This window comes from Nocardioides cavernaquae (genome assembly GCF_003600895.1).
GTDB lineage: Bacteria > Actinomycetota > Actinomycetes > Propionibacteriales > Nocardioidaceae > Nocardioides > Nocardioides cavernaquae.
This window is the reverse complement of sequence record NZ_QYRP01000002.1, coordinates 1203837-1216686: the sequence shown is the minus strand read 5'-3', so window position 1 is coordinate 1216686 and position 12850 is coordinate 1203837. Positions and strand designations below refer to the sequence as shown.

The 12850-nt window shown below is 65.0% G+C and carries 12 protein-coding genes; 7 read left to right on the top strand and 5 right to left on the bottom strand.

Translation table 11 applies throughout. The features are described 5' to 3' along the window. Positions 1–2: 2 nt before the first annotated feature. A complete protein-coding gene (locus tag D4739_RS05985; RefSeq protein WP_120059719.1) occupies positions 3–1010 on the bottom strand; it encodes a hypothetical protein in 1008 nt (335 codons plus the stop codon). 541 nt (positions 1011–1551) lie between these two features. Between D4739_RS05985 and dcm the strand changes: the two genes are divergently transcribed. Both dcm and D4739_RS05975 read left to right on the top strand, forming a co-directional pair. Beyond that, positions 1552–2616, top strand: coding sequence for a DNA (cytosine-5-)-methyltransferase (dcm, locus tag D4739_RS05980; RefSeq protein ID WP_120059718.1), 1065 nt, complete (start codon positions 1552–1554; stop codon positions 2614–2616). Positions 2617–2683: 67 nt separating this feature from the next. Continuing rightward, entirely contained in the window at positions 2684–3133 is a 450-nt protein-coding gene (locus tag D4739_RS05975) for a very short patch repair endonuclease (RefSeq protein WP_120059717.1), read from the top strand. On the opposite strand, the gene D4739_RS05970 is transcribed toward D4739_RS05975, so the two are convergent. The 4 genes from D4739_RS05970 to D4739_RS05955 form a co-directional block, all read right to left on the bottom strand. Continuing rightward, positions 3130–4257, bottom strand: a complete 1128-nt coding sequence (locus D4739_RS05970; protein WP_147384827.1) for an MvaI/BcnI family restriction endonuclease — start codon at positions 4255–4257, stop codon at positions 3130–3132. The two genes, D4739_RS05975 and D4739_RS05970, sit on opposite strands and share 4 nt — an antisense overlap. A 380-nt stretch (positions 4258–4637) precedes the next feature. Continuing rightward, positions 4638–5630 carry a DUF3644 domain-containing protein gene (locus D4739_RS05965; RefSeq protein WP_120059715.1) on the bottom strand — a complete coding sequence of 331 codons (993 nt, stop codon included), beginning with the start codon at positions 5628–5630 and terminating at the stop codon, positions 4638–4640. Between the two features lie 1411 nt (positions 5631–7041). Next, entirely contained in the window at positions 7042–7701 is a 660-nt protein-coding gene (locus D4739_RS05960) for an HAD family hydrolase (protein ID WP_182920326.1), read from the bottom strand. Beyond that, on the bottom strand, positions 7698–8540 hold the full coding sequence (locus D4739_RS05955; protein WP_120059713.1) for a GntR family transcriptional regulator: 843 nt from the start codon (positions 8538–8540) through the stop codon (positions 7698–7700). The genes D4739_RS05960 and D4739_RS05955 overlap by 4 nt, the downstream gene beginning before the upstream one ends. Before the next feature lie 131 nt (positions 8541–8671). Between D4739_RS05955 and D4739_RS05950 the strand changes: the two genes are divergently transcribed. From D4739_RS05950 to D4739_RS05925, 5 genes are all read left to right on the top strand, one after another. Next, complete coding sequence (locus tag D4739_RS05950) at positions 8672–9091, top strand: plasmid replication, integration and excision activator (protein WP_120059712.1); 420 nt, start codon at positions 8672–8674, stop codon at positions 9089–9091. A gap of 214 nt (positions 9092–9305) precedes the next feature. Next, positions 9306–9509 (top strand): hypothetical protein, encoded by a 204-nt coding sequence (locus tag D4739_RS05940; protein WP_120059710.1) that lies wholly within the window; start codon positions 9306–9308, stop codon positions 9507–9509. Continuing rightward, positions 9509–10993: an FtsK/SpoIIIE domain-containing protein gene (locus D4739_RS05935; protein ID WP_120059709.1), complete on the top strand. Its 1485-nt coding sequence runs from the start codon at positions 9509–9511 to the stop codon at positions 10991–10993. Before D4739_RS05940 ends, D4739_RS05935 begins: the two co-directional genes overlap by 1 nt. Continuing rightward, a complete protein-coding gene (locus tag D4739_RS05930; protein ID WP_120059708.1) occupies positions 10990–11274 on the top strand; it encodes a WhiB family transcriptional regulator in 285 nt (94 codons plus the stop codon). The genes D4739_RS05935 and D4739_RS05930 overlap by 4 nt, the downstream gene beginning before the upstream one ends. After that, on the top strand, positions 11274–12785 hold the full coding sequence (locus D4739_RS05925) for a replication initiator (RefSeq protein ID WP_220699242.1): 1512 nt from the start codon (positions 11274–11276) through the stop codon (positions 12783–12785). The genes D4739_RS05930 and D4739_RS05925 overlap by 1 nt, the downstream gene beginning before the upstream one ends. Positions 12786–12850: the final 65 nt, after the last annotated feature.

Below are 12850 nucleotides of genomic sequence, written 5' to 3'. Positions count from 1 at the left end.
GGTCAGAGCCCGGTCGGCTCCTCGATCGGCACGGCGTCGTTGCAGACCGCGAACGGCAACAACTCCGCCAGCGTGACCGCTGCCGCCGCTGGCGGGTTGGTGACCTGGTAACCGATCCGGCCCGTTGAGGGATCGTCCACCGGCTCTCCGACGTAGCCGTCGCGGAAGGTCGGTGCATCCCCGTCCGTGCGCGGCCACACCTCGCTCAGGTCGGCACGGTCCAGCAGGTCGATGCGCCCACCGCCGAGCCGCGCGGTGACGATCTCTCCCAGGAACGAGACCGAGAACGCCTCGAGCGGCCGCAGGTGGTGCGGGTCCTGCTTGGCCAGCAGCGCTTCCATGTCGTCGTACGTCGCGTCGTCGCCGAGCGCGGTCCGGACCGGGACACACCCCCGTCGCAGGTACGCCGACTCCGCCTGGTCGTCGGTCAGCTGCGGCAGCACCGGATCCGCCGCCCAGACCGGTTCGCCGTCCTCTGCGGCTCCCTTCACGAGCAGGTGCTGCTCAGGAAGAAGCCGGGCGCCGCGCAGCGACCTCTCCTGGAGTGCCGACCGCACCCGCTTCATGTCCAGGTCGGGGCGGAACGCGACGACGTACCCTCTCCCGGAGGCTCCGGTGAAGTGGACCTCCCAGTCGACGTCGTCCTCACTGATCCCGTGGTCGAGCCAGAGGCGCGATGCCTCCGGACGCAGCACCCCTTCGGTGAGCAGCGACGCCTCCCGCTCCGCCCGCTCCCAGAACGCGGTCCGCTCGGCCATCGTGTCGTTGCTGGAGAGGTCGGGGACCCCGAACCGCGCGCGGACCTGGTCGAGATCGGTCAGCGTCACGACCTCGACATCCGCCGGAACGAGGGCCAGCCCGCGCCAGACGTCGCTGGTCGGGTGGTCTGGCAGCCGCAGCTCCGGGGGCACCGCGGTCGGCTGGGGCGCAGCCGTCGGACCAGGAGAAGCGGGCGCGCTGCAGCCGGTCAGGACTGCGGTGGAGAGGACCGCCCCGAGAAGCATGCGCACCGGGACACCCTAAAACAGGAGATGGGGTGGGATTGCAGTCACCAGATGACTGCAGTCCCACCCCATCAGAGCGTTGTGGAGCCTAGGGGACTCGAACCCCTAACCCCCTGCTTGCAAAGTGCCGGACGGAGCGTTGCTGAGCGGCACCAGAGAGCGCGCCGGCCCCATGGGGCAGCTCGATCCGTCGTTGCTCGCTCACAGCGTTGCTGCAGGCTGCTGCTGCAGTTGGGAGAAGCGGCGTCCGTCGCGCTCCACTCCAGCCGCTGTTCGCGCTGCCCTCCGTCACCTTTTCCACAGGTGCGCCGACGGTTGGGTGCACCTGTCGGAGGCGCAGGTCATGCTGGGCCGCGGGACAGACACCTCGGCCGGCGGCAGAAGTGTGGATGCTCACCGCGGGTGTCAACCTGGCTTTCGACCGCCGTTGAGGGCATCCTGGGGTCCACCAGTTTGAGTCCACGGCAGGTGTGAGGGTGTCGCTCGCTTGATCGTGAGGCAGGTCAGCGAGGATTGGCGACAGAATGCGCGAGAGGAACACAGAGCGATGACTTCGATGGTGGCGGACGAGACGTTCACCTTTGCCGACCTGTTCGCCGGCATCGGCGGGATCAGGACCGCGTTTCAGAATGTCGGAGGGTCGTGCGTATTCACCAGCGAGTGGAACAAGTACGCGAAGCTCACCTACGACACCAACTTCGCTGACGGCGAGAGCCACATCTTCCGGGGGGACATCACGGAGGTGCGGCCGTCTGAGGTCCCGGACCACGATGTCCTTCTCGGTGGATTCCCCTGCCAGCCCTTCTCCATCGCTGGTGTCTCCAAGAAGAACGCGCTTGGTCGGGCACACGGATTCCTCGACCCCACGCAGGGAACGCTCTTCTTCGACGTGAAGCGGATCATCAAGGAGCGCCAGCCGAAAGCCTTCCTGCTGGAGAACGTCAAGAACCTCCAGTCCCACGACAAGGGCCGGACGTTCGAGGTCATCCGTCAGACATTGGAAGACGAGCTGCAGTACCAGCTGTCGTACAAGGTCGTGAACGGGATCCGCTTCACCCCGCAGAATCGCGAGCGCATCATGCTGGTCGGCTTCAGGGAGCCGAACGACTTCACATTCGACGATCTGGAGCTGCCGGCCAGCGGCCCGAAGGTTGAGTCCATCCTGCATAAGACAGACGGTTCGGAACCCGTCATTCCCCACGACGATGGCCGGTTCTTCGATCACGACACGAATCGGGTTCGTGACCGGTACACGCTCACCGAGCACATGTGGACCTATCTCCAGAACTACGCAGCCAAGCACAAGGCCGCGGGTAACGGCTTCGGCTTTGGTCTCGTCCGACCTGGCATGACAACGCGAACGCTGTCCGCGCGCTACTACAAGGATGGGTCCGAGATCCTTGTTGAGCAGGTCGGCTCGCGTCCCCGTCGACTCACGCCACGCGAGTGCGCGCGACTCATGGGCTTCAGCGACAACTTCGTCATCCCCGTGAGTGACACGCAGGCGTACAAGCAGTTCGGAAACAGCGTGGTTGTTCCGGCGATCGGCGCCGTCGCCCAGATCATGGCCCCTCACATCGCCGCAGCCGTCGCCAAGCGTCCCGCCGCCTGATCTCGGGGTATTGTCGACAGCTCAGCGCGGCAAGGCGTCGTGCCTATCTTGGACATGAGAGCGATCGATGGTCGACGTCGTAGACGCCACGACCCGAAGCCGCATGATGGCCGGGATCCGCTCCTCGGAGACGAAGCCCGAACTCACGGTTCGGCGGGCTCTGCACGCGGCCGGATTCCGGTTCCGCCTTCATGTCCGGAGCCTCCCAGGCTCGCCTGACGTAGTCCTCCCCAGGTATCACGCGGTCGTTTTTGTCCACGGCTGCTTCTGGCATGGCCACGAGGACTGCAAGTACTTCAGGATCCCGACGACCCGGACCGAGTTCTGGATGAACAAGTTCGACACCAATCGTCGGCGCGACGCGGCCGCAAAGCAGTCGTGCCTCGATCTAGGCTGGCGCGTCGCAGTCGTCTGGGAGTGTTCGATCCGCTCGGGCGGGTTCGACGTCGAGGACCTCGCCGGTTGGCTACGGGGGTCGAGCGAGACGGTGGAATTCCGTGGACCGATCCGGACCTAGCGCAACTGCATCTGGAGCGCGAAGAGTTGATCGAGTTCACGCTGATCGATCAGCCGCCACGGATATCCGTGGTTCCTGACACCCCCGCGCCCGTTCTCGCGCATCGCGAACTCGAACACGATCCGACGTGCTTCCACCAAGTCCAGGAATCGACCGATGTCAGGTCGCTCGCAGTAGACGACTTGCTGGTAGTGGAACAGGTCCTCGCCAGCCTGACGCCGCCCCGCAGCCTTCACAAAGACAGCCCGGGAGTGCTTCTCGGCGAGACGTTCTGCCAGGCGATCGCTACTCCACCCGCCGATGATCGCTTCTTCGAGTAGCAAGGCAACGTCGCGGTATGGGCCGACTCCGGGGTCCAACCAGAGACGCTTGTTGTTTGGAGTCGTGGTCACCCGCGAGTAGCAGGCCAGCCGGCCCTGATCATCAGGCTGACCGATCACCTCAAGGCGATTGAGCATCGGCCCCGGGATCCGCCAATCCGGTCCAAGCTGGAACAGGTTGGTCGGTGAGGATGACGAGCCACTCTCGCGGACCATCTTCGTCTTGATTTCAATGCCTCGGAAGTCGGCCGTCTGATCGTTGTTCTCCTCGATCCCGAGCAAGGTCTCAAAGGTGTATCCCACGCCCGTCGTTCCGACACGAAGCGACCGGATGAATCCCATCGCTTCCACTCGATCGAACTCGTCGAGGAAGGCACCAAGATCCGCGTCGATCGTGAAGGGTGGTGCATCGAGGGGCAGCACTACGTACGCGCCCTCGTCGTTTGCCGCGGGGGACGGGAAGAGCAGGCTCAGGACATCGTGAAAGCCCTCATCAATTCCTTCGACGAGGGTGTCGACGCTGAACAGGTGGGTTCCATCCGCCAGCTGCATGCGAGCAAACACCACGAGTCGACGTCCCGCGGACCGATTGTTGAGAACGACCGGGAGACGCGTGATGCGACGCTCGGGATAGCGCTCGTAGTACTTCCACGCCAGGCGGTGGAGTCTGTTGTGCCGAACGTCGTAGACCTCGAAGAATACGGTTTCGTTCTGCCGCGGATCCGGGATGTCGATCTCAGGGAAGAACGGGTAAACGGATGTAGGTATGACAACACCGTGCTTGCCTGAGTCGTCGTTCGGCACCAAGACCTTCGCGAAGATCTCCCCGCTCCGTACAGGGTGACCTCCCGCGAGGCGGCCGGCGTAATCACCGAGATTCAAAATCTGCGTCCGTTCGGTCTTGGCTCGACGTACGGCCACAGTAGGCGACCGAGGTCGGTGCCGGCGTGAGATTCGGCTGCATGCGGTGGCGGCAATGGGCTCTATGGCGATCCGAGACGAACTGCAGGGCGGTGGGGTGCGCGCAGGGACCGGCCGCTAGGCCGCACGCCCGGAGCGCGGGGCCCCGCTGCCGCGGCCGGCGAAGCCGGCCGCCTTGATCCTTCAGAGCCAAATCCGGCAAATCCGAGTTCCGCCGCTGTGTCCGGTCCAGGGTGCTGCTCGACGCGTCCGTGCCCCTGGGGTCAACCGCGGGGGCGCGAAGAGTATTCGGCCTTCACCGCGTCGCAGTACGCGTCGCTGAGGCTGGCGAAGTGACTGACAGCATCGCCTGACCAGACATGCGTTGCAGCAGCTCCGTGCTTCCACGCGAATCGCGCGTTCGTCCGCAGGTTCTCTTTCCAGCAAATGGCCTGGTGGTCGTAGCTGGTCAGTAGACGTCCGGTCCGCTTCTTGTTCGCACGAGCGAGAAGTTCCTTCATGCTGTAGGGATGAGTCTGGTTGGGATCGCTCTTCTGCATGACGATCTTGCCCCCTGCACCCGGTGACACGGCCACGACCAGATCCGCGCTCGTCATCTTCTTCACTGACTGCAGGTTGATGTCGTAAACCGTCGCAACGCGCGCGAGATCTCCGCCTGCGGCCTCCGCCGAATCCATGAGCGAACGAAGCTCGTCGATGAAGTCCTGCACCTCCGACACGATCGTTGCCGTCTTGTCGACCCGCATGAATCGAACAACGTCGGCCGGAGCGGTGGCGCCCAGCGGGAGCAACTGCCAGGTCATTGAGTCCGCAAGGTCCTTCTTGAACTGGGCCAGCATGAAGTCCCGGTAGTTGAGGACGTTCTGTTGAAGGAAGGGGTAGATGACCGCCCCGAGGCCCTGTGCGTTGTAGAGGTGAATCGCCCTGTCCCGGTACTCGGCCAACGCCTTGATATTTGCCGTCACGGCATTGCCATCGATAGCGGCGGGCCAGAGCTTGTGGTTGGCCACTCGGCTCAGCGCGTCGTCGAGCGTGATCGACCGATACCGCTCAGCACGTTGCTTCGTGTAGAAGATCGAACGGTTCTTCTGCCTCAGCGTCGCCTTGAGCGCGAGTTCCCATGCGTTGACGATGAGCATCACGGTCACTTCGTCGCGGTACGTCATCTGGGGTTTGTTGTAGACCTCGACCGCCGCCAGCATCGCTGCCATTGAGTTGTCAGCGAGTCGTTTGATCGAGACATACGGTGCTGCCACTTGGGCCTCCACGCCCGTCAAGTGGGCCTCGTTGGCCGGATGCCCCGCGCACCGCAGCTCGGAAGAAGGATGGTGCATCAGGGTGCTTAGCAACCGACTGTTTCCGCCGAACTCCTGCCAGACTCGCGAGCATGGGACCAACAGGGGTGATCGCTCTGGGATGGACAGGCGACCCGGAATCGGTCGCGGCGAGCGCTAGATGAGTGGCCGCACGGCGTGGGTCTGCAAGGCGTGCTTCCTGACGCACGCGAGACGAGATCCGGGCAGCGTGGGCGAAGAGTCCGACTTGGCACCGCTCGGGCTAGTCGGACCTGAAACGACTGTCGTCGGTGGCATCCTCGATGACGAGCACGAGTGCGAGAGTCGATGGATCGGCCACCGCTCCGTAATCGGATGTGGCGAGGAAGAGCGCGACTACGGGACTGACCCATGCGAGGGGTGCGGATCACTCCAACCCGGCAGCCGGCACGCACTGACCATCTGGTCGCTTGATACTGAGATCTGACCCGCATTCCAGACTCCGTCGCTTCTCCCGCATTAGTCATGAGGCGGATTCCAACGAGAATTTGTCGTTTTTGCGTCGCGCGATCGCGGACCAGCTCTAGATTTGCGGCTGTGACTTGATCCCCCTGATCACGTCTAGGAGCGAAGGAACCGGGCTGCGATGACCTTGAGCGCGACGCCAGTTTGCGAGTGCGGCATCTTCGCCGTCGGGGTATGCCAATCATGCGGCGATGCGCGGTGCCGAAACCATGCATCGGGACTGGGGCAGGGAGAAGGACCACTCCGCTGCTATCCGATGTGTCGGTCCATGCAGCCCACTCCTGTGGAACGCCAAAGGCGCGTCGAGGCATCGCATGACGAGGCTGCTCGGAGGGCAAGCCTCCCTCTCGCGAGCTTCGAGGATCTGATGCACTACGTGGCTGGCGACGATTCCGTTGACAACGGTCGAACTCGCCTTCGTGCTGTCAGCGGCCACGAGTTGGCTCAAATGTGGAAGCATTCCAAGGCCCGTGAAGAGGCACGCCAGGCACGGAAGCGTTTCGGTGGGACCGAAACAGATATTCTTGGGTGGCGTTTCGCATTCAGGCGCAATACCAAGGACCCTGATTCCCGCGACTCCGACGCCCGTGAATGGTTCCTTAGGCCCGACGGCACCGCGGTCCAGTGGGTGCCATCGCTCGCGCCGAAGTACGGCCCGTACCGCCCACCTAGTAGTCACGTCACTCCGTCAACTGCGGTGTACCCCGACTACTTCGTGCGGGCATGTAGGGAGAAGCGCGCCTTGGACGTGACGGGCCGTAGCGTTCCGTTCGCATGAGTCTGCGGAGCAGATCTCAAGGCCGTTTCCCCAGCGACCCACGCAGATCGCGAGCCCGCGAGAACCAAAGGTGCACGGTCGGCCGACGTTTCAGAAGGCGGCTGCATTGAGCGAGATCACCTGATCCGCTCCGCCCCCGACGAGCTCCATCCGCCGGCGCTCGTTCTTCGCCAAGCCGAGAACGGGGCAGCCAGCGGCCTTTGAGGCAATTACGTCGCTGACCGAGTCACCGACGAAGACGGTGTCTTCGATAGGAATCCGAAGAGCATCAGCAGCAATTCGAAGCAAGTGAGGGCTCGGCTTGATCAGGTCGACCGTCTCAGGGGTGCGACAGGCCAGCACGTCGACCTGGTCCAGCCATCCCACCCGGTCAAGGAACACGTGCACTGAGAGCGTCGAGTTGTTGCTGACAACCGCGATCGGAATGTCCAGCTCCGAGGCCAACTCGAAAAGGCGCGCACCCGTAGGACTCGGATCGCACTTCCCAGCTGCATCGATCTCGACCTCCGTGCAGGCCGCTTCCACGGCAAGTGAAGTCGCGTCGTCGGCATTCAGTCGAGCCCATCGCAGAACCGCTAGGTGATCGCTGGCGCTCTCGATCTCAAGCGGCAGGTCGACTCCCATAAGTGGTCGACGGGCCTCCCGGGCGGCCAATTCATTCGCCGGCGACGGCATCAGCGCAGCGATCGGCCCGTCGAAGTCCAGGAGGAACGCCCGGGCCCGTGAGAGAAGGTCGATCGCCGACATCATGAGTCCGGGGTGGCGATGGTGTTCCAGATGCTGTCGAACCATGCGCGGGTCTGGGCCACGAACTGGGAACCGGTCGAGTCAGGATCGCCGTCGTCGGTGTGCTGGAAGAGGACCGCATCCTTGCCCATCGGGTCGAGGATGGTTGCCTTCTTGCCGTCGATGCGAACGTCGTGCTTCACCACGGGGTAGTAGCCGAAGAACGCATCGGTGTCGTTGATCAGGTACGCCTTGAACAGCGGAGCAGAGCCGTGAACCCGCACCTCGACGGTGGCGGTGGGTACGAGCTCAAGGTCAGCGAGCTCCTCGATTGAGGCTTGAATCGCGCCGGCGTGACGTGCTCCGATCTCTGCCATTCGGTCGCGCACCGCACTGGAGGCCGCCGGATCGTTGTTCTCGAGGACGGGCAGCGCGAGAGGGCGGGCCATGTCCGACAGAAGCAGGCGCACGTGGATCGCCTTGGGCGTGAGTCGGCCTGCACGCACCTTGTCGAGAGGCTCGGACAGGATGCCGTGGAGGGTCTCCGCGGTGTAGCCCGAGAAGTCGATCCGCACCGTTTCCGCCTCGAATGCGTTCTCGATGTGTGGTCGCAGGCCGATCGGTCGCTCGGTGCGGTGCCTGGCGAAAACACCGCTCCCCTGGCGGGAAACAGTCAGTCCTTCGTCCTTCAGCAACCGGAGCGCCTGCTGGATCGTCATCCGGGCAACGCCATACGTCGTGGCGAGTTCCGACTGACTCGGAAGCTTCTGACCGGGCTCGATCTTGCGCGTCAGGATCGCGGCACGAAGCGCACCCGCAACCTGCTGGTACGGCGGGCGAGGGTCATCGGGATCCAGGCTCATGCCCCCAGACTCCCACAACTTCGCTAGCCAACCTAGGAAAGTTCGTTCGTCACTCTTGACTTGACTAGCCAACCTAGGCATGGTGGTTTCACTAGCCGATTTGGCTAGGCAACCTAGACAGGAGAACTGAGATGGCTATCCCGCGCCGAATCCCCATGAACCACCGTGATGTCTTCCCGCACGGGGCCTACATCGTCGATGCCTTCGAGCCTCTGGCTGACTTCAACGCCAACCCGCGCCCCGACGGATCTCGGCCGCAAGCGATCGACCAGGAGACCAACCTCCCGCTGTGGACCGTGTCCGTCTTCGACGCCGATCCGGACGCCGGCAAGAAGGACAAGGCGGTGTCGGTGAAGGTCGCCGCCAAGGTGCAGCCGGTTCCCCCGGAGAACAAGTCCGGCACGCCGTTCACACAGGTCGAGTTCACCGGGATCATCGCGGTCCCGTGGATCGACGACTCGGGCATTCGGGCCCGTCTCACATGGTCTCTCCGCGCGCTCGGAGTCCAGGCACCGGGTGCCTCCCGCGGTGAGCCGAAGGCGGTCGCATGATGAGTCTTCGAAACGACCGCTTCCTGTGTGCGAGTGGCAGGCTCCACTTTGCCGCTGAGGCGCTCACTGACGCTGCGGAGCTGCTCTCCCACGTCGATCGTCGGCTTGAGGCCGGTGCCAACACTCTGGCTCTGGCGGCAGACAACCTCATGGGCAATGTCTTGTCCGAAGTCGTCCTCGCCCCGATGGAATTCGATGACGGGAACGGCACGTCATGAGCGCGCGTCTGCTCGATGACCTGAGCCGGGCCGAGAAGCTGCTCGACGACTGCCTCGATCGGGCGTTCGCAGCCCTGAAACTCGTTGACCCAGTCTCGAAACGCCTCACCGAAGAGATTGAGCGGGCGATCAACTCGACCGAGGACGCTCACGACCTCGTTGCTCGCGCAGTAAGGGTGCTCGACGGGAGTGGGTTCTGATGAGGTCCCCGGCATGGTTCGCCCGGTGGGCCGGTCGTCATCGCCGCTGGGTCGGAGTCTGGCTGTTCCTGGCCGTCGTTGCTCTGGGCCTCGGTTCGACGAACGCGGCGGCACCATTCCTCGCCGCTGGCCTTGCCCCCGGCCTCCTCGCGACTCTCTGGCACGCGGCTTCACCGGTGTCCTACGAGCGTTGGTGCTCCGGACCGTTGCGCCGCTGGCGATGGCGTCGTCGGGTCCGTCGCAGCTGGAAGGACCTTGCCGCGTCGTGTGGCCTGTCTGGCTCCGTGGCCGTGGTCAAGCGCCGCGATGGCAAGCGGGTGACTGAGCATCAGGTTGTGGTTCCTCGGCTGCGTCGGGTCCGCACGCGAGGTCACCTGCTGGAAGTCACGATCCGCGCTCGTGCTGGCCAGACGACGGAGGATCTGGACGACGCCGCTCCCCGGCTCGCGTCCACGCTGGCCGCGGTTGCATACCGAACCCGCCCGGTCTCAGGGGGCGCGTCCGGCTGCACGACGGTCATCGAGCTCGTCATGGCTGACGCCCTTACTACGCATGCGACAGCGGTCGAGCCGGAACCCCGCGCCGTGTGTGATCAAGTCCGGCTCGGACGTGCCCAGGGCGGCGGCGAGTGGTCGCTCACGATCCGCGGTCGGCACACCCTCGTCGCGGGCTGCTCGGGCGCCGGCAAGGGCTCGGTCCTCTGGGGGATCTGCTGCGGCCTCGCTCCTGCAGTCCGGGCCGACGTGGTCCGGCTCTGGGGCGTCGACCTCAAACGCGGTGTCGAACTAGCAATGGGATCCGGCCTGTTCTCGGCCCACGCGTACACACCCGTCGACGCGCTCGGGGTGCTCAAGACACTCATGACAGTGATCGATGAACGCGGCGCGGCGATGGCCGGAACCACTCGCCTGCACCAGCCAGTCGTCGGGGATCCGCTGCATGTCCTCGTGATCGATGAGCTGGCAGCCCTCACGGCGTACGCCGATTCATCGATCCGCCGCGACGCTGAGCGCCTGCTGTCGGAGATCCTGACCCAAGGGCGTGCCCTTGGGGTCGTCGTGGTGGCGTGTGTACAGGACCCCCGCAAGGACGTAGTCACCATGCGCGGACTGTTCACCCAGACCGTCGCGCTTCGCCTTCGCTCCGGCGACGAAACGGTCATGGTGCTCGGTGACGGCATGACCCGGGTCGCTCCGGCCCACCGGATCTCGCCGACCTTCCCCGGCACTGCCTGGGTCGTCGATGACACGGGCGCCGCCGATCGCGTGCGGGCGGACTACTGGCCCGACGACCTGATCCGGGACCTGGCGACCCGATATCGGACCGATGTTCGCATCGATGTCGCGCCACCACGCACCACCGATCCGCTCAATGCCGAGTTCGGAGAGGCGGCTGCTCCCCGGGCGCGCAAGCCCCGCACTCCGCGCTCTGACCGCGAGTCGATTCGTCTGGTCAAAGACCCGGTGGGTGGAGGTGCATCATGAGCCGGGCGCCCCGGGTTCGGGCACCCCGGCTCCGAACCGACTGGATGGCTGATGCCGCGTGCGTTCATATGCCGGGGCTCCCGTGGATCGAGAACCCGCGGCGCGTGCCGGACATCCTGCTCGACCTGATGGCAGAGGCTTGCGCCGGGTGCCCGGTCCGAGCTTCGTGCGAGACCTTCGCGGATCAAGCGCACATCACGGCGGGGTTCTGGGCCGGTGAGAGTCGCCACCATCTCCAGGTGGACGACTTCCACGTGGGCGACGACGGGTGGGCGGCCTGATGCGCCGGTCTCCGATGCTGACCGCGACAGCCGAGCCAATCACGACCTCGATGGTGCAGGCCGGCGCAGACCATGTCGGAGTTTGCCGGCGCCCGCTGCTCCGGAAGGTCACGGATCGGCTCACCGGCCAGGTCACCTCGGTCCCGATCCCGTGCGGATCCACCCGCGCCTCGGTCTGCCCGGCCTGCGCTGACAAGGCCCGCCGGCTTCGAATGCAGCAATGCCGCGAGGGGTGGCACCTAGTCGACGACCCGCTCCCCGACGACGATCTCGAGGACCCGCCGGACCTTGACGAGGATGACGAGGAACCGGATGAGCAGGAGCCGAATTGTGATCGTCGGGTCCGGTCGACGCGGCGCCTCGATGGATTCTCGGATCTCCCGAAGGTTCAGCCCGAGTACACGACCCTCGGGCGCACCTTCACCGATCCTCGAACGGGGGTGACGTTCCGGCCGTCGATGTTCATCACCCTCACCCTGCCCAGCTACGGGCGCATCCGGTCCGGGATCGGTGTCCCGATCGATCCATCCCGGTACGACTACCGCCGCGCCGCCCTCGACGCGATGTTGTTCCCGCGGCTGGTTGACCGCTGGTGGCAGAACCTACGGCGTTGCGCCGGCTACAAGGTGCAGTACTTCGCGACCGTCGAACCACAGAAGCGGCTGGCTCCCCATTTGCACACTGCGTTGCGCGGTGCCATCCCTCGCCAGACCCTGCGCCAGGTCACTGCGGCGACGTACTTCGCGCTCTGGTGGCCACCAACCGACCGCGTGGTCTTCGACCGCGTTCTCCCGATCTGGGACCCCGAATCGCGCAGCTACTACGACCCCGCGTCAAGGGCACTGCTCCCGAGCTGGGAACAGGCGCTTGAGGAAGCCGAGTCGGAAGCGCCGTCGCATGTGATGCGCTTCGGTGCCCAGGTCGACATCAAGGGCATCGTCGGCGACAGCGAGGAAACCCGCCGCGCGGTGTCCTACCTGTGCAAGTACCTCACCAAGTCAGTCGCCGAAACGTACGCCGACGAGGAAGCACCCGATCCGGCGTACGAGGCGCACATCGACCGGCTCCATGCCCAGGTTCGATGGCTGCCGTGCTCCGAGACCTGCGCCAACTGGCTGCGCTACGGCGTCACGCCCAAGGACCCCGCGCCCGGACTGGTCCCGGGCCAATGCGACTCGAAGGCGCACGATCGCGAACACCTCGGCCTCGGGGGCCGGAGAGTGCTGGTCTCGCGGCACTGGACCGGCAAGACGCTCGCCGACCACAAGGCCGACCGCTCCGCTGTTGTGCGGGCTGTGCTCGAAGAGGCAGGGATCGAAGCGCCCGAGGCTCGTCGGCTCGCACCTGACGTGATCGCCGACGACGGCCTGCCGCGGTTCGTCTGGGAAGACATCCCGGTAGAAGAACGGAATTACGCCGCGACCATCGCTCAGTCGATCAGGCAACGACGCGCGTGGCGTGAGCAGTACGAGGCCGCAAAGGAGGCGATCCGCGCCGGCCCGGCTGCGTGACCCCGGGCCTGTGGACAACCCGTTCGGCAACCACAACCCCGCGGCCGCCCGATAGCCAGCCAGCA

Bases quoted from the DNA above. Each gene is read 5' to 3' on its own strand.
- D4739_RS05950 (WP_120059712.1), top strand. From the start codon at position 8,672: ATGGCTATCCCGCGCCGAATCCCCATGAACCACCGTGATGTCTTCCCG.
- D4739_RS05935 (WP_120059709.1), top strand. From the start codon at position 9,509: ATGAGGTCCCCGGCATGGTTCGCCCGGTGGGCCGGTCGTCATCGCCGC.
- D4739_RS05960 (WP_182920326.1), bottom strand. From the start codon at position 7,701: ATGATGTCGGCGATCGACCTTCTCTCACGGGCCCGGGCGTTCCTCCTG.
- D4739_RS05925 (WP_220699242.1), top strand. From the start codon at position 11,274: ATGCGCCGGTCTCCGATGCTGACCGCGACAGCCGAGCCAATCACGACC.
- dcm (WP_120059718.1), top strand. From the start codon at position 1,552: ATGACTTCGATGGTGGCGGACGAGACGTTCACCTTTGCCGACCTGTTC.
- D4739_RS05975 (WP_120059717.1), top strand. From the start codon at position 2,684: ATGGTCGACGTCGTAGACGCCACGACCCGAAGCCGCATGATGGCCGGG.
- D4739_RS05930 (WP_120059708.1), top strand. From the start codon at position 10,990: ATGAGCCGGGCGCCCCGGGTTCGGGCACCCCGGCTCCGAACCGACTGG.
- D4739_RS05940 (WP_120059710.1), top strand. From the start codon at position 9,306: ATGAGCGCGCGTCTGCTCGATGACCTGAGCCGGGCCGAGAAGCTGCTC.
- D4739_RS05955 (WP_120059713.1), bottom strand. From the start codon at position 8,540: ATGAGCCTGGATCCCGATGACCCTCGCCCGCCGTACCAGCAGGTTGCG.